12 protein-coding genes are annotated in these 17,631 nt (G+C 35.3%); 5 read left to right on the top strand and 7 right to left on the bottom strand.

Going from position 1 to position 17,631, the window contains the following annotated elements:
* Positions 1–41: 41 nt before the first annotated feature.
* The gene (locus tag U6A24_RS03350) at positions 42–2,210 is read right to left on the bottom strand and encodes a M3 family metallopeptidase (RefSeq protein ID WP_324178527.1); all 2,169 of its coding nucleotides are present in this window, start codon (positions 2,208–2,210) and stop codon (positions 42–44) included.
* 90 nt (positions 2,211–2,300) lie between these two features.
* Complete coding sequence (locus tag U6A24_RS03345) at positions 2,301–4,781, bottom strand: M14 family metallopeptidase (RefSeq protein ID WP_324178526.1); 2,481 nt, start codon at positions 4,779–4,781, stop codon at positions 2,301–2,303.
* Between the two features lie 300 nt (positions 4,782–5,081).
* Here U6A24_RS03345 and bshC point away from each other — a divergent pair, with 300 nt between their 5' ends.
* The gene (gene bshC / locus U6A24_RS03340) at positions 5,082–6,677 is read left to right on the top strand and encodes a bacillithiol biosynthesis cysteine-adding enzyme BshC (protein WP_324178525.1); all 1,596 of its coding nucleotides are present in this window, start codon (positions 5,082–5,084) and stop codon (positions 6,675–6,677) included.
* A gap of 25 nt (positions 6,678–6,702) precedes the next feature.
* Here the strand turns inward: bshC and U6A24_RS03335 are convergent, their stop codons facing one another.
* From U6A24_RS03335 to U6A24_RS03320, 4 genes are all read right to left on the bottom strand, one after another.
* A complete protein-coding gene (locus tag U6A24_RS03335; RefSeq protein ID WP_324178524.1) occupies positions 6,703–7,254 on the bottom strand; it encodes a hypothetical protein in 552 nt (183 codons plus the stop codon).
* A gap of 116 nt (positions 7,255–7,370) precedes the next feature.
* A complete protein-coding gene (locus U6A24_RS03330; protein WP_324178523.1) occupies positions 7,371–7,916 on the bottom strand; it encodes a pyridoxamine 5'-phosphate oxidase family protein in 546 nt (181 codons plus the stop codon).
* Between the two features lie 109 nt (positions 7,917–8,025).
* Positions 8,026–9,684 carry a hypothetical protein gene (locus U6A24_RS03325; RefSeq protein ID WP_324178522.1) on the bottom strand — a complete coding sequence of 553 codons (1,659 nt, stop codon included), beginning with the start codon at positions 9,682–9,684 and terminating at the stop codon, positions 8,026–8,028.
* A gap of 230 nt (positions 9,685–9,914) precedes the next feature.
* Positions 9,915–11,693, bottom strand: coding sequence for a tetratricopeptide repeat protein (locus U6A24_RS03320; RefSeq protein ID WP_324178521.1), 1,779 nt, complete (start codon positions 11,691–11,693; stop codon positions 9,915–9,917).
* A 331-nt stretch (positions 11,694–12,024) separates the two neighbouring features.
* On the opposite strand from U6A24_RS03320, the gene guaA reads away from it, so the two are divergent.
* From guaA to U6A24_RS03300, 4 genes are all read left to right on the top strand, one after another.
* Positions 12,025–13,557, top strand: a complete 1,533-nt coding sequence (guaA, locus tag U6A24_RS03315) for a glutamine-hydrolyzing GMP synthase (protein WP_324178520.1) — start codon at positions 12,025–12,027, stop codon at positions 13,555–13,557.
* 53 nt (positions 13,558–13,610) lie between these two features.
* Positions 13,611–15,779, top strand: a complete 2,169-nt coding sequence (locus tag U6A24_RS03310; protein WP_324178519.1) for an amino acid ABC transporter substrate-binding protein — start codon at positions 13,611–13,613, stop codon at positions 15,777–15,779.
* A 377-nt stretch (positions 15,780–16,156) separates the two neighbouring features.
* Positions 16,157–16,693: a DUF922 domain-containing protein gene (locus U6A24_RS03305; protein WP_324178518.1), complete on the top strand. Its 537-nt coding sequence runs from the start codon at positions 16,157–16,159 to the stop codon at positions 16,691–16,693.
* Positions 16,694–16,707: 14 nt separating this feature from the next.
* Positions 16,708–16,932 (top strand): DUF3820 family protein, encoded by a 225-nt coding sequence (locus U6A24_RS03300; protein ID WP_324178517.1) that lies wholly within the window; start codon positions 16,708–16,710, stop codon positions 16,930–16,932.
* 4 nt (positions 16,933–16,936) lie between these two features.
* Here the strand turns inward: U6A24_RS03300 and U6A24_RS03295 are convergent, their stop codons facing one another.
* Positions 16,937–17,449, bottom strand: a complete 513-nt coding sequence (locus tag U6A24_RS03295; protein ID WP_324178516.1) for an SRPBCC family protein — start codon at positions 17,447–17,449, stop codon at positions 16,937–16,939.
* Positions 17,450–17,631 lie beyond the last annotated feature (182 nt).

Below are 17,631 nucleotides of genomic sequence, written 5' to 3'. Positions count from 1 at the left end.
CTTAAATAAGATAGTGGATATACTCTTTTAAAAAGTTGTTATTATGATTTGGTTACCGGAAATCCGCGGTCCCTCATTAATGCTTCAATGTTGGCATCACGTCCTCTAAATTTTCTATAGGCTTCAGCCGGATCCATGGCATTACGAGGTGCAAAAAGATATTTTACCAATTTGGCAGCAACTTCCTTATCATAGAATCCTCCAGGAGCTTCTGCAAAAGCTTCGGCGGCATCAGATGTTAATACGTCGGCCCACATGTATCCGTAGTATGCTGTTGCATAGCCTTCACCAGAGAATACATGTCCAAAATGTGGTGTGCGGTGGCGCATTACCAGTTCCTTGGGCATGTTAAGCTCTTTCAAGGTTTCTCTTTCAAATTTATCCACATCAATATCAGTTGGATCTGCCAAATGGAACTTCATATCCATCAATGCAGAGGCAAGGTATTCGGTGGTTGCAAATCCTTGATTAAAGGTAGCTGCTTTTTTGATTTTTTCTACCAATGCTTTTGGCATAGGCTCACCTGTTTTGTAATGTTTCAGGTAGTTATCGATCACTTGATCTGTAGATAACCAACGCTCTAATAATTGAGACTGAAACTCGGTATAATCACGTACACCGCCATTTAATGTAGGATATCTCACTTCGGAAGCAAAGAAATGCAGGGCATGACCAAATTCATGGAAAAATGTCGTAGCATCGTCCCAAGACACTAATACTGGCTCACCCGGAGCAGGTTTTACAAAGTTCGAGTTATTGGATGCCAGTACGGTTTCTTTACCATCAAAAGTAGTATGACTTCTATAGGTAGTGGCCCATGCTCCAGAACGCTTTCCGGTTCTTGCAAAGGGATCAAGGTACCACAACCCAATATGGTCTCCCGAGGTTTTATCGGTTACTTCCCAAACTTTAACATCCTCATGAAAAACAGGGACTTTTCCTTCTTCAACCGGAGTAAAAGTGTAGTTAAACAATTCGCCAGCTACAAAGAACATAGCTTCTCTTAACTTATCTAATTGTAGGTATTGTTTTACTTCGTCTGAGTCCAGGTCGTATTTCTTTTTTCTCACTTTTTCGGCATAGTAGCGATAATCCCAAGGTTCGATGGTGATTTTGTCTCCACTAGCATTTGCCACCGCCTGCATATCGGCAACTTCTTCTTTTACACGACCAATAGCCGCTGGCCAAACCGCATTCATAAGTTTCATAGCGTTCTCTGGAGTTTTTGCCATACGGTTTTGTAGTCTCCAATCTGCAAAATTATCATGCCCCAATAATCCCACACGCTCTTTTCTAAGCTTTAAGATTTTGGCAATGTTTGCATTATTGTCTTTGTCATCTCCATTGTCTCCGCGAGAATAATAATTTTCCCAAACTTTTTTACGCAGTTCTCTTTCGTTAGAATACGTTAAGAAAGGGTCCATAGAAGAACGTGTATTTGTAACTGCATATTTTCCATCTTGCCCACGATCGGTAGCAGCTTTTGCATACGCCTTAACTAAAGGGTCAGATAAACCGCTCAATTGATCTTTAGTGAGGTAGGTTACATATCCTTCTTCATCGGCAAGGATGTTGTTAGAAAAATTAGGGTATAGTTCTGATAATTCTTTGTTAATCGCAGCATAACGTTTCTTTTTTTCATCATCCAATTCGGCCCCATTCATCGCAAAACCTTCATAGGTCAATTGTACTACACGTTGTTGGTCGGCCTCAAGAGGTTCTTTTTGTGCATGGTCGTATACTGTTTTGATACGCTGAAAAAGTTTTGTGTTTTGAGAGATTTTAGATTGAAATTCAGATAACTTAGGCGCCATCTCTTTTTGAATTTCTCTAAATTCAGGTGAAGACATATTGCTGCTTAGAATTCCGTAATACGTAAAGACCCTGCCTAGCTCTTCGCCAGATCTTTCCATAGCTACGATGGTGTTTTCAAACGTAGGGGCTTCTGGATTATTAGCAATATCGTCGATTTCTTTAAGATTCATTTCCATTCCTTTTTCAAGGGCTGGTTTCAGATCTTCAAGATTCATTTTATCAAAAGCAGGCGTCCCTCCATAAGGACCGGTCCATTCTGCCATTAAAACATTATCCGTTTTTTCTGTTTCTTTGGTGGTATCCACAGTTTCTTTCTTTTGATTACAACTAGTCAAAACAATGACCGAACAAAGCGCCATTGTCTTTATGGTTTTTGAAATTTGTTGAGTATTCATCTGTATGAGTTTTGTTTAATTGATGAGTTATTTTTAACAAAGTTAACTTGAAGAAATGGCTTCAAATTACCTTTTGGAGTGCTATTATATTTATAATCTAAATTTATTATTATTTGCAAAAAATACAGCATTTACAAAGAAAAGCTTACCGTTTTCCCAAAATGATCTAAACATTGGGTTGTCTACCATATAGATAATGCATCCGCTACCCATTCTGGTTTCTCCAAATACAAGGGAGTTGTTTAAACCTTTTAAAGCATCTGCTCCCGAAAATCCGGATACATTTTCTGGGCTTTCCATATAGGCGATGTTATATCCGTTTTCGAGCAACTTATAAGAACTGCTCCCTAATTTTAAAGTAAAGTAGGTGTCATCATACCCAAAAGCCATTGGGTGTGTGGGATCTATTTTTGTTTTAAAAATACTTCCGGTGATAAAATCTTTTACACTTTCACGCTCTCTTTTGTCATAGGGGATACGATTTCCGATAGAATCTTTTTTCTTATCATCGGCCTTATTCTTTTTTAGATCAAACCCTTCTTTATCGGCAAAAACACCCACTGCTCTTGCCAGCGCAATTACTTTCCCGCCTTTTTGTACCCATTCTTTCAATCTTTTTAAGGTACTTTCATTGATCATTCCATTGTAATATCCATTCGGCATAATAAGTACATCATATTTGCTAAAATCGACATTGTTAAAATAGTCTGTATCTATCGATGTAATCGGAAATTTAAGCTGTTGCTCAAAAAAGTGCCAAATTTCTCCATAACTCAAGGAAGACACGTAGTTTCCTTTAAGCACAACAATACGTTGATTATTGATTAATTTTACATCGGGTGATCCAAAATCTACACCACTAGAGGCAAAACTAGTAGGTGCCGGATACAATTTACGCTTGTGTTTATTGGCAATCTCAATAACCTTTTTATCGTAGTCTTTTATTCTTCGATTGTCACTTTTGGTAATGATTAAACTTCCTTTTTTAAAGTTGTCCCCATTATTCGAAAAGTCTTTTTCGCTAAAACGTACTCTAATATTGTTTCGTAAAAGATCGGCCATAAAAGCGGCATCATCCAAACTGTTCCATTTGGCAATATATCCAGCTCCCGACGGACTTGAAGTATTGGCAATAGTGTTTGATTTTTGATTTCCATTGGCCGGAATCAAAGAAGTAGAAGCAATCGCTTCCAAACCATAAGCATGTGGGATGCTCCAGGCTGTAATATCGTAGGTGAGTGGATTGCTTAATTTTGCATCGGGCTCAAAAAGCACCTTTACCATTTTACCTTTGGGTTGGTTGGTACTTACGACAAGCGCCCCATTGGCATTGATACTGCCTGATTTATTATCTCTAAAATTAAATCCAGACACTTTTGATGCATTGGTGAAGCCATATTTTATTTCGTGTTTATCCAGTAGGTTGGTTAAAGCATTGATTTTATCGGCTTCTCCTTTTAGGACATAACTTTTGTATTTTAAACCAGAATTATCAAAGAATTTTTTGAACTCTGTATTCAGTTTTGCAGCATTTTTTGAAGAGATTTCTACCGTAGATAATCCTGTGGTGGTATGGTGCAATGCACGATCTTTTAAGGTGAGTACATACCCTTCATCGGTCTGGATACCTAATCCTGCTCGACCATGTCCGGCTTGCTCATACGTCATCCCAATAGCGCCCATAAAAGTAGGGTAGGTGTCACCGTAACTTGGATATAAAAGATCAAAACGCTCTCGCGTAAAAAATAACCAACCTTCGGCATCAAAATACTTTGCGTGGTTTTTACCAATTTGTGTCTGGAAATCACGTTGCCACGGCGTGATAATTTCATGAAATGGTTCTGCCGCCGGAGCAAAATAGTATGGTTCGTTAATGCCTTGTTCATGAAAATCAACATGAATATGAGGCATCCATTGGTTATAAATCTTTAATCTTTGAGCAGATTCTACCTGCGTGGCCCAGGCCCAGTCGCGATTTAAATCAAAAAGATAGTGATTGGGTCTTCCACCGGGCCAGGGTTCATTATGTTCGGTGGCATTTTGATCAATATTATAAGGTGTCGCTTTTACCTGATTGTACCAGTTGGCATAACGATCGCGACCATCGGGATTGATACATGGATCTATGATCACAACAGTGTTTTTTAACCAGTCTGTTTTTTTGGTGATCAATTCATAAATGGTTTGCATAGCGGCTTCTGTGCTAGAGGCTTCATTACCATGTACATTATAACTTAACCAAACAATGGCCGTTTCAGGACTAGAAGTTCCTGCTACAATCCCAGTGTTTTTAAGGTGGTCTTGCCGTATGGTTTCAATATTTTTTAAGTTTTCTTCAGACGAAACAATAGCGTAGGTAAGTGGTCTTCGTTCGTTTGTTTTTCCGTAATTGTGATACGTAACCATACTTGAGGTATTGGCAACATGGCTGAAATAATTTACTACATCGGCATGACGGGTAAATTGCTCTCCTATTTCATATCCAAGAAATTCTGCAGGTGATAGTAATTTGTTTTGTGAGTAAGTTAGTGCTGTCGTAACGACAAAGAGTGTAATGAGTAATTTTTTCATTGATTGATTAAAATTTTAGAAATCGAAAAATACCGAGTTAAATTTAGGTTATAATTGGTATTAACTAAAATTTAGGATTTACAATAACAATCTAATGTATATTTAACCCGGATTATGCATTAAAACTTCGTGATGAAGGTTGAAAGTGCAATAAAGCCTGACATTTTTACAAGTTTTTGCATAGCATCGCTCTGGTTAAATTTGAAAATGCTGCGAAGCTCAGGATTTGAAGTAGTTTCAAGCTGTAATAGATTTTTTAATGTATAATCCGGGTTTAACCCTTTAAAAAAAGAATAATTTATGCCTAGCGACTGTATTCCGTTTAGAGATACGAATTACTTTTCTTCCTTAATATGCGATTATTTAGATCAAAAACCTGAGTTACAAGCATTTTATAATCGTTTCCCCAAGCTAGAAAATTTTGATGGTCAAATTGAGGAAAAACAACAATCCTTTTCTTCAGATAATAGACAAGTATTGGTAGAGGCACTGCAAAATCAATATCAGGGTATTGGCTGTACAGAAGCAACCAAGGAAAATATTAAGCTCTTACAAAAAGATACTACTTTTACTGTAACTACCGGGCATCAATTAAATTTATTTACAGGACCTCTTTATTTTTTATATAAAATTGTTTCGACTATTAACCTTACCAAGGTTTTAAAAGAGAAACATCCTACATATGATTTTGTTCCGGTGTATTGGATGGCTACAGAAGACCATGATTTTGACGAGATTAATTATTTTAATCTGTTTGGAAAGAAGATACAATGGAATCGCGAAGATGGCGGAGCGGTTGGTGGTTTTGATACCAAGGGCCTGGATAAAGTTTTTGAGATTTTTTCTTCTGAAATAGGAGCAGGACAAAATGCCGAACAATTAAAAATACTTTTTGAAGAAGCCTATTTGAAACACGATACATTATCTGAAGCAACGCGTTATTTGGCTAATACGCTCTTTGGTGAATATGGTTTGGTCATTGTTGACGGAGATGACCAAGAGCTAAAGCGCCTATTTGTTCCTTATGTAGAGAAAGAACTTTTGGAACAGGTTTCCTATACTAGTATATTGCCAAAAGCCAATAAACTTGATGAATTAGGATATAAGGTGCAAGTGAACCCAAGAGAAATCAACCTTTTTTATTTGGCCAAAGGTATTCGGGAAAGAATCATAGAACAAGATGGGAAGTATTTTGTGAACGAGACCGATATCTCTTGGAGCAAGAGTGAGATCATAAAACATCTTTATGACGAGCCCGAAAGATTTAGTCCCAACGTGATGATGCGACCTTTGTATCAAGAAGTGATCTTACCTAACCTATGTTATATTGGAGGAGGAGGAGAACTGGCTTATTGGTTTGAGCTGCAAGATTATTTTGAGGCTGTTGAGGTGCCATTTCCTATGTTGTTACTGCGTAATTCAGTATTGGTTCAAACGCCAAAACAAGCAGAAAAACTCAAAAAATTAAATGTTTCAGATACCGAGTTGTTTTTAAAACAACATGAATTAATCAACCGAAAAGTACGTCGTATTTCTAATATCGATATCAATTTTGATCCACAACGAAAGCATTTGCAAGAGCAGTTTAAAGCCATGTACGAATTGGCAGAACAGACCGATGTTACTTTTGGTAATGCAGTAAAAGCACAAGAAGTAAAGCAACTCAAAGGTTTGGATGTGCTCGAAAAACGTTTGCTAAAAGCGCAACGTCGCAAATTAAGTGATCATGTAAAACGATTAACAACATTGCAAAACGAGTTATTTCCTAATCAAAGCTTACAAGAACGTAACACTAATTTTTCTGAAATGTATCTTGAGTATGGTGAGAACCTTGTTCCTACTCTGCTCAAGCATCTTGATCCTTTGAAAGGTGAGTTTTTGGTTTTAACTCCCTGATCAGGTTATAATAGCCGAAGTAATCTTATAATTCAATTGGATTTCCCATGGCCTTAAGCGATACTTTCCATTTTTCTTCATATATAGAAGAATAGTATATAATAATGTCAAAAGGAAAATCGGTGTCTCCCTCTTTTAGGTTATACAACTTATAAAACGCCGGTATATCTCGTTTAGGTATTCCTGCTTCAGTCAATACGATTTCGTTATTTGGTAATAAAGTAGCTCCTTTGGTTAAAAAATATGAACTTGTATGAGAAGCAAGGCTGTCAACCTTGGGATAGTTCTTTTCTGTATAAGATTTAAAATCTAAAGGATAATATTTGTTATTAGCAAAAATAGCTGAAGAATCGATGATGGCAGGACCAAGTCCATTATTTTTAATTCCTATACTAAATACAATGGTAGAATCTGCAGTAGCAACGCTCGAATTAAAAGATATTCTTGGGGTTACCGATAATCTGGCTTGTTTACTAATTACTCTTGTTTGATATAAAAAAATGATAAGGGTAAGTAAACTGATAAACATCGCAGAAAATCCAATGATTTTTTCTGTATTGAAAATTTTCTTTTTCATTCGTTCTTTTATTTAATTGTGTATTCTTTGATTAGAATTTTAAACAGGAATTATTAAAGGCAGGTAGGAAATACGTGAACGAATATACAAATATTTTGATAGGTGTTTTTTATAACTCAAGGAACCAAATATGTGCCTTTCCAATCATTATTTTCTTTTTTGAATAGTACCCGAATATGATTGGGTCGGTTTAAACGCAAGTATTCTATTTTATCAGGAATCAACTTGATAGCGGTAAGAAAGTGTTTTTCTTCAAGGAAATCTATCTGCTCGGGGTTTTTAATCTCTTCACCTGGAGCTAATTTTGTAGTATACTCTTTTCGTGATTTTTGAGGTACTTGATCCCAAATATTTTTTATAGTGTTGTCATCTGTTATAATCTTGGCTTTGGCTCTTATAGAGAGTTGTATTAACCTTTCTGAATCGAGAAAAAGAAGACTTACCGTATTGTGTTCATTGATATGCGTGATTTTTTTAGATCTTTTATCGGTATATACGGTTAGATTTAACTCTTCATCCAGCTCTCGTAGCACGAGTGTTCTTAATCTTGGTGTGCCATTGATACTTGAAGTGGCAAAAGTGAAATATCGAAACGGATGTTCTCGCGTTTCTGTAGCTTTTTTAAGATCGTTTACGATAGTAGAGAAGATAATTTCGGTCATGGCTTTTTTGGTTGGCGTTTGTCTTATAAAGTTAATCAATTTGGGAGGTACAATCAAAAAAAACACCCCGAATTAATCGAGATGTTTTTTTACAAGAAAATGTGAGATATTAGTTACTACAGGCTCCTTCAATATCTTTTGAGATAGTTTCTGTTTCTATAAGTCTATTAATCACATTTGTACCTCGAACGGTAACCTCAATATAGTCACTTTGCACATCGGTGATTACTCCTGTAAAGCTGTTGAAAGCGAATTGCGTTGTTATTTCTTCTCCAGTAAGTGCTTTGCCGTCTTCTTGATAATTTCCTTTTATTCTGAATCTTTGTACGTACGGAATCCTAACATTTTCATAAGTTTGATAAACGTCGGCAACCGTAATTGCAGTTCCTGGGGGAACTCCTTGGGTGCGTTCGGTTGAGATTTCCGTTGTTCTTGTTTCTTCATACCCCCCAGATCGGGTGCTGGTTTGGGTGCGAGTTTTGCTAAAACCATAACTTCCGGTAACCGAGCTTTTTACAGATCCCCCTGCTCCAAAAAATTTGGTAGAAACTTCAGCTTCAATGGTAACAGAAACAGAATACTCTTGGCTCGTACTTACCGACATCGATTCTTCCCAACCTAATATTTCTTTGGTTTCCAAAGATTCTGATCTCCCTACCGTTTGTTCGAGTGAACCGCTACTACAGTTTCTTAATGTACTGTTATAAGCCTCAGATGTGGTCGAAGCCGGAAGGATGGGATGCATAAATTTGGATTCTATGGGCTGTATGTCCCAATCAATATCAAAGGATAAAATTCTAAAATAAGCGGGGCCAGAATTACTATTTCCAGCATTTAAACGATCACCAATTAGTGCTAGTGGATTCCCCGTAAATGTTGGCGTTATTGTATATAAGCCGGCCTCTGCTTTTTCTATCCTGAACCTATAATTAGGTGGGTTTCCTGTATTGTTCCCCCCGTTTCTAATCAGGTTAGCTTTACTTTGAATTCGAAGCTCTGAATTTGCGGGAACAATATATAAATAGTGTATATCAGTTCCGTTATGTACAGAGATTGTAAATACACCTTCTTCATTCGGAATTTCTTCAAACCTATAGGTAGTGAATGTCTCTGTATTTTCTGAATTGTAATCTAAATCAGCCAACTGGCTAACTACAATAGGAGTGTTTAATAGCACAGTATTCGGAAAAAGTATGGAGTTTGGTGCTCCATAAACTTCATCATTATCACCTGTTACTATTTGCATATAGTGTTTTACATCTTCCCGAATACTTACTTTGGCATATCGATCTTCAAGATCATCCGCAGAAATCAATTCCTCTGAAGGGCTCGAAGTAAAGGATATTTTTGAAATTACCTTGGTAACTAGTTCATTTTCGTTTTCGTCCAGGACCTTTATGGTTATTGCGACACCATCTTTAAGCTCGGCTTGTGCTTCTTCAGAAAGATTTTCATTTTTGAAGGACAGATTGGCAATGTTGTTAAATTCGTCGAAAGGAACTTTTTGACTGTAATCCCCAGTGGTTGCGGTCACTATTACATCTGCTGTAGTAGGCTTGTATCCTTTTCTTGCAATACTTCGGGCATTAATACTAACACCTATTTCACCTTTATCAATCTCGAATTCTTCCAAGTCAATACCAGGAAGTTCTTCCACTTCTGTTACTGTTGGTTGTACGTCATCTCCATCATCTTTACTGCAAGCTATTACCATTATGATGAAAAGTAATGGTAACATTTTTCCCAAATTTCTTTTAAGCGTTTCCATAATTAAAATGTTTTGTGGTTTATTAATTATCGTTATTTTGTGTGATCTGTCCGCTAAAGTCTGCAGCCCCTAATTCGGACAGAACACCACAAAACGGTACGAGTCAACTTAATGACATTACAAACCTAAAGTGTTGATTTGTCGTAAAGAAAATTAGGTGGTGGACAAACAGTGGACACCTCAAAATTAAATAGATGATAAAAAGAAAGTGCAAGTATAAACCCCTGTTTTTACAGGTTTAATACGGTATCTTGTAAAGAAGCGTCGGTAGTGATTTGCAGTTTTTTCCGCAGGCGATACCTGGCTTTTTTGATTCCTTCTTGTGAAATGTTAAGAATGTTTGCCATCTCTTTTGAAGATAAATTCATTTTTAAAAGCGCCATTAACCGCAGTTCATTTGAAGTAACTTCAGGATACTTCTTTTTAACGTTGCTATTAAAATCTTTATGAACCTCTTCAAAATATCTGGCAAAATTTTCCCAGTTATTGTCGTCTTGTAGATCAAAATTGATAGTGCGGATTAGTTGCTGATAACCGTTGGTGTCATTTTGAGAAGTTTTTAGTTCTTCTGCTTTTTGTTTTAACCCTTCTAATACTTCATTTTTTTTGGCAAGGTGCAGCGCATGTGTAGTAAGCTCTTTCCGTTTGAAAGCTAGCTCACTATCTAGCTTTTCTTTCTCAAGTTTATTACGTTTTATTTTTTGTCGAAGTCCGTATACACCAAGACCAAAGATGATTAAAGAGAGAAATAAACCAGCTCCTAACAGAATGCGTTGTAAATTATTGGTTTTGGCCTTTTGTTCTAATAATTCTATTTCGCTTTTTTGAAGCGCAATTTCTTGCTCTTTTTTCTCAGTTTCATAGACAATCTGTAGTTCCTTTGTGGCACGACGATTTTCTGTAGTAAAAATAGTATCACTGAACGTTTTATTCTTTTTAAAACTTTCCAGAGATTCTTTGTATTTCCTTAACTTTTCAAGGGCAGTAGATTTATACAGATGAGCTTTGGTTAAAACTCTTGGGTCGTTAATAGAGTCTCCTAATTCAATACTTTTATTAAAGAACTGAACCGATTTACTATATTCTTTATTGGCCAAAGTCGCTTTTCCAATGTCAAAAAGAACATCAGCTTCATTATAGGGTGAAGAGATAGATTGCCATAAATCATACCCTTTTGTCAGGAAATCGATAGCAACATTATAATTTTCTTTTTCATATTCTAGATTCCCAAAGTTCACGTAAGTTCTGGCAACATTGGCCTTATACTCTTGTTCAATAGAAAGCTTTTGAGCTTCTTTGAAGTTTTTCTCTGCCTCATTGTATTTTTTCAATGCTACATTAGAAGACCCTATATAATTTAAGATATGGGCTATGTTTTGTATGTTTTCTTCTTTCTCGTACAAATCGTAACTTTCTTTGAAAATTTCGATTGCCTTTTCATGTTCTTCAAGTGCTTGGTATGTGGTTCCTATTTGTAGAAGATCTTCTGCTGTTCTAAAATTATCTTTTACTTTTTGATGTATTTTTAAGGCTTTAAGTGAATTTTTTAGGGAGATGTTGTAGTACCCTTTTGATTTAAAAATATTGCCAATTATATGATAGGTGTTACCTAATCGTAAGGAATCATTAAGTTGTATAAAAACCGGAATATTACTTTCCATAATTTCTATGGCACTTTCCATATTTCCTTGATAATGATCTAAAATTCCGATATTATGCCTGATGTTTGCAGCTCTTAATGTATCTTTTTGTTCTAGAAAAAAAACCGCAGATGTTTGCAAGTAATGTCTGGCCGAGTCTATCTTTCCTTGTCTATAGTAATAGTTTGCTTTTTGGCCGTATACTTTTCCCATTTGTTTGGAGTAATTGCTCTTTTTGTATAGTAATTCGGCTTTATTGATAACATCCAAGGTGAGTTTTGGATTGTTATACATACTATATTCGGCAATCCATAAATAGTTTATAGCTTTGATTGTATCAATATCGGTTTCATTGATAATTTTTTGCAAGCTATCTATCTTTTTTTTGCTTTGGGCAAATGTTGAATAACAACAAAGACATCCCAAAAGGAGGAGTAATTTTAGAAAAGAGCCCATATAATTGGTTGGTGAATAAGCTATTAAATGTACGAATAATTATTTTATAGCATTGTTAACTAGAGGGTTGTGTTTTTTTGTTGTTAGCAAAATGAAGTTTTTATATTTGTTGACCAAAGTTTTTTAGTGATTTGGTTTTCTTATAATATCACGTAATAGATTTAATAGTTGATAAAAATAATACGCTTTGTAAAAATTATCAATTTAGGATTTCGGGGTTCTGAATTTAATTTTATTTTTGCCTATGCAAAACAACAAGGTACTTATTTTAGACTTCGGGTCACAGGTTACGCAACTTATTGGGCGTCGTGTAAGAGAGCTTAATATATATTCAGAAATACATCCATACAACAAACCTCCAAAAGATATTAGTGATTATGGGGCTGTTATATTATCGGGTAGCCCGATATCGGTTCGAGGAGAAGATGTAGCACATCCAGATCTCTCTGAAATACAGGGAAAAAAACCATTATTGGGAATTTGTTATGGGGCACAATATCTTGCCCATTTTGGCGGTGGAGAAGTTGCGGCATCCAATACTCGAGAATACGGCCGTGCAAATTTATCCTATATCAATACTGATGAATTGTTTCAAAACATTTTTGAAGGTTCACAAGTTTGGATGAGTCATAGTGACACTATAAAAGAATTACCAACAAATGGTGAACTTTTGGCAAGTACACATGATGTGAAGAATGCGGCATTTAAGATCAATGGTGAAAAAACGTATGCTATTCAGTTTCATCCGGAAGTGTATCATTCAAAAGATGGCACACAACTTTTAAAGAATTTTTTGGTAGACATAGCCGGCGTTGCACAGGATTGGACTCCAGATTCGTTTGTTGATGAGACGGTAAATAATCTAAAAGAACAGCTAGGAAATGATAAAGTAGTATTAGGGCTTTCTGGAGGTGTAGATTCTTCAGTTGCTGCTATGCTACTCCATAAAGCCATTGGTAAAAACTTGCATTGTATTTTTGTAAACAATGGGTTACTTCGTAAAAACGAGTTTTCGACCGTATTACAGCGTTATGAGGGGATGGGGTTAAATGTAAAAGGAGTAGATGCTTCGGCACGTTTTTTGGAAGCTCTAGCAGGAGAAAGCGATCCAGAGAAAAAGCGTAAAGCAATTGGACGAGTGTTTATTGAGGTTTTTGATGATGAAGCACATGCTATAGAGGATGTAAAATGGTTGGCGCAGGGAACAATATATCCAGATGTTATAGAAAGCGTTTCTGTTTCGGGAGGTCCAAGTGCTACCATCAAAAGTCATCATAATGTTGGCGGGTTGCCAGATTATATGAAACTAAAAATAGTAGAGCCTCTCAAGATGTTATTTAAAGACGAGGTAAGACGAGTAGGAGCATCTATGGGTATGGATAAAGAGTTATTGGGTAGACATCCGTTTCCGGGCCCTGGACTTGCTATTCGTATTTTGGGAGATATTACAAGCGATAAAGTTCGTATTTTGCAAGAAGTAGATGCTATTTTTATAAATGGTTTGAAAGAAAATGGATTGTATGATAAAGTTTGGCAGGCAGGAGCTATTTTGTTACCCGTACAAAGTGTAGGAGTAATGGGAGACGAAAGAACCTATGAAAATTGTGTGGCGTTGCGTGCTGTAGAAAGTACAGATGGTATGACGGCAGATTGGGTGAATTTACCATACGAATTTTTACAAAAAACTTCTAACACAATAATAAACAGGGTAAAAGGCGTTAATAGAGTAGTATATGATATTAGCTCAAAGCCTCCAGCTACCATAGAATGGGAATAGAATCATGATTATATTGTAAGTTTGGAGTTGGGGAATTAAAAAAATAGAATTAAATGAAAAAGTTTTTATTGTTCTTTATACTGTTGGTTATTGGTAATTCTGCCATGGCACAGCAGTATAAAAGTCATACGGTTGTCAAAGGGGAAAATGTATATAGAATAGCAAAGCGCTATAATACAACTCCCGAGGCAATTTATAAAATTAATCCCACTGCCAAAGATGGAATCCAAGAGGGGCAAATTCTTGCCATCCCTGTGGTTAATGACGAGGAATATAAAACTCATGTTGTAGAAAAAGGAGATACTGTCTTTAGCCTTTCACAGAAATATAATACAACTCAAGAAGCTATTTTTATATTAAACCCCGAAGCAGTTAATGGTATTAACTTAGGGCAAATTCTTAGAGTTGGTAAAATTGAGAAGAAAGAACAAACTGCACTGGATTTGGGAAGTGAAGAGGGTAAAGATGCTGTTCTTGATAGCCTTAAAATAATTCCCGAAGAACAAAAAATAATCCGTTTTATCACTCACAAAGTAAAGCGCAAAGAAACATTATATGGAATTGCAAAAAAATATAATATTACAGTTGAGGATATAAAAAAACAGAACAAGAGATTATATTCTGAACAAATAAAAAAGAAAGATAAGATTAGAATTCCTGTATTTGCTCAAGAAACCACGGCAGTAGCAAAACCTACAGAAATTGATAGTATAAGCCCAAACAGTAGACTTACTACCACTACCAGGTACATCGTAAAACCTAAAGATACACGATATGGTATAGCAAGACGACACGGAATCACAATCACTCAGTTGGAACAACTTAACCCAACTATGGATCCTGATTTTCCAATCGGTATGGAAATAACGGTGCCAACCACAATTTTTGTATCTCTAAAAGATTCTATACAACCAGGGTTTGAGTTATATGAGGTGAAGCCAAAAGAAACTATTTTTGGAATACTAAAACGTACCGGAATTTCTTCAGATTCTTTGTTTAATATGAATCCGTATTTACGAGAAGGATTAAAAGCAGGGATGGTAATTACGATACCAAAAGATACAATGGCGGCTACAATTCCGCAAATAGGAAAATATCTTGATTTAGGAAGTAAATTGTATAACTTTAAACCTAAGAAAGTAGCTGTGATGCTTCCTTTTAGTTTGGATACTTTAAATTTTGAAGTTATTCAGGAAACGGAAGAACATCTTAAAAAGAAACAAAGTTTAAGAATAGCTTTAGATCTTTACAGTGGTATTTTGATAGCGGTTGATTCTGCAAAAACTAAAGGAATAACCACAGAGCTTAATGTGTTTGATACAAAGAAAAATAACAATACCCAACATATCAGAAAAATATTAAAGGATCATGATTTTGAAGGAACAGATGCCGTCATTGGCCCGCTCTATCAGAATAATTTAGAAACCGTGGCTGCAGAACTACGTAAGTATGAGACTCCTATTTTTTCTCCTGCTTCTAGAAAAGAATCAAATCTTTATGATAATTTCTTTCAAACGCGTCCTACCAATGAAATGCTTCAGGAAAGAATCATCTCTTATGTAGAGAAGGATTCGACCGATAAAAACATAATTATCATAGTCCAACAAGGCAAAAAATATGAAGAAATTAAAGAAAAGCTAAAGGCTAAATTCCCTGAGGCCAAGGTGGCCAAAATAGAAGAAGGGAATTATTTGTACGAAGTTCACCTTGGTAAGGTTTTGGTAGAAAACAAGCCTAATTGGGTTTTTCTTGAGTCGAACGATGTGGCAATGTTAAGTAATGTAATTCCTTTGCTAAATGCTAAAGCAGAGAGTCATAAAATAACGTTGTTTACCTCTGATAAAAATAGTGCTTTTGATGATGATAGTGTTAAAAATGAGCATTTGTCCAAACTTCATCTTCATTACCCTTCTTTTTATAAAGAATTTGATGAAGAAGATGAAGAAGGAAATAAACACGTTACACCTTTTACAAAAAAGTATAAAGCTATCTACGGTTCTGATCCTAATAACTGGGCTGTTAGAGGGTTTGATATTGCTTATGATATCTTAATGAGGCTAGGATCGGCAGACGATATGTATCATGCGGTTTCCTTTGAAGGTACCACACAATATGTGGAAAATAAATTCAATTATACCAAAAAAATGTTAGGCGGATACTGCAATGATGCTACCTATATCATAAAATTTGATAATGATCTTAAGTTGACTTTGATAGATTAACTTATTGATATTCAATAATAAATAGAAGAAAACTATACAAGTATTATCAAATAAATTTGTTTTTTTGTTGAAGAAAAACTCAAATTCGATTAGAATAAAAAGAGATTTTTCTATATATTTGAAGATGTTAAGATTAACTTTTTTCTATGAAAACTTTTGTAGGAATAAATTTTTCTTGGCATTATAATTGATTACATGTAATTGTAAGGAATACACAGGAAAAATAATTTACATTGGATTCTAATATTATGTATATTTAGAATTGAAAAAGGAAAATCTATTTTAGGAGGTGTCAACAATATTAGCCCCATATTGTACCCCCGGCACTGTGAAATAGGGAGAGAAATAACTTTTGGTTGGGCATAATTGTTACAATTATGATTAAAAACTTTACTATTATTTTATTTTTATTTGTTGCCAATAATAATGGTTATGTCGGAAAATTCTCATATGCCGAAAGAAGCGAATTAGATTGGTCCGATTTTAGAGGCAAACCAGAGACTAATAGTCATTTTGACGCGGCAGTGAATACAGGGATTACATATCAATGGTCTTATGGTAAGGATAAAGGAGAAATCGAATTAAATTATCAAGTTGACAGCTTTTGCTATCCTTCCTTGTCTTGGGTTAAACGAGGTCAAATGTCCAAAGCACTACTCTCTCATGAACAATTACATTTTGACATTTCAGAATTGCATGCTCGTATAATGCGTAAACGCTTAAAAGAATACAGGGCAGGCGAAAATATCAGAAGAGACCTTAATAAGATGTATAAATTGGTAGAAAGAATGAGAATCAATATGCAGGAAAGGTACGATGAAGAAACTGATCATTCTAAAAATGCAGCTAACCAAAAGAAGTGGGAGAAAAAAATAGAAACTCTAATGTGGTATTATAGAGATTATGAAAAATAGTACACGCTGTATAAATGAATCTCCAACCATCTAAAGAATTCTTATTAAAATTAGCACATACAAAGATGCCCTATGGTAAATATAAAGATAGGTATCTTATAGATCTTCCCGAATACTACATTGTTTGGTATCATACCAAAGGTTTTCCAAAAGGACTTCTGGGAAAACAATTACAAACTATATACGAACTTAAACTTAACGGATTAGAATATTTGATTAGAAACATAAAAACATTCTGATTAATTACATATTTACAAATTCGTAACCGGCTAGCTCGTTTTCTTGTAGATTAATTTCTGTTTCATTAAGCAAAATACCATGTTCTAGAAAAGCTTTAAGGTTCGTTAACCAAAAAGTCCACCCGTTACTGCAGCCAAAATGCACTCTTAATTTACTTTCTTCATTTACAGGAATTTCGTATTGTGTAAGAATGACGATAGTTACGTTATTCTTTTGTTTCAATTGAACCGAAACTTTAGAAGTTTCAAAAGTAATTTCCAAATAATCCTTCCCATTTGCTTCTAGGACCTTTCCTTCTTCCTTTCCATCCCAGTTATGCCAACACCAAATATATGTATCTCCTTTCTGAATGTATTCGTCAGATTTTCTGATTAGGCCTTCTGCACTCTTATATTCTGCACTTTTTAAGAACCATGAAGTTATTCCTTCAGTAGTTGCCCACAAATCATATATTTTTTTGATAGGAGCATGAATATAAATTTTTTTGGTGAACGAGCTCCATTGTAACTTTTCCATGATTAAAACGATTTGATTAGGTGTGTTTTAAAAATAAGAAAAAACTGTCTTAAAATTAGTTAACATATTGCTTTTGAGCTATCTATATAGTTTTTTGGAATGGAGAATAAAAGTGAATTCAGTTAAAATATTCTTAGTAGTTTCTTTATTTTGTGGTGAATTCTGTAAGTTTAGTCTTTATC

Origin of the sequence: Aquimarina gracilis (genome assembly GCF_035285365.1) — a bacterium.
GTDB lineage: Bacteria > Bacteroidota > Bacteroidia > Flavobacteriales > Flavobacteriaceae > Aquimarina > Aquimarina gracilis.
The sequence above is the reverse complement of the archived record's forward strand: the minus strand, read 5'-3'. Positions and strand labels throughout refer to the sequence as shown.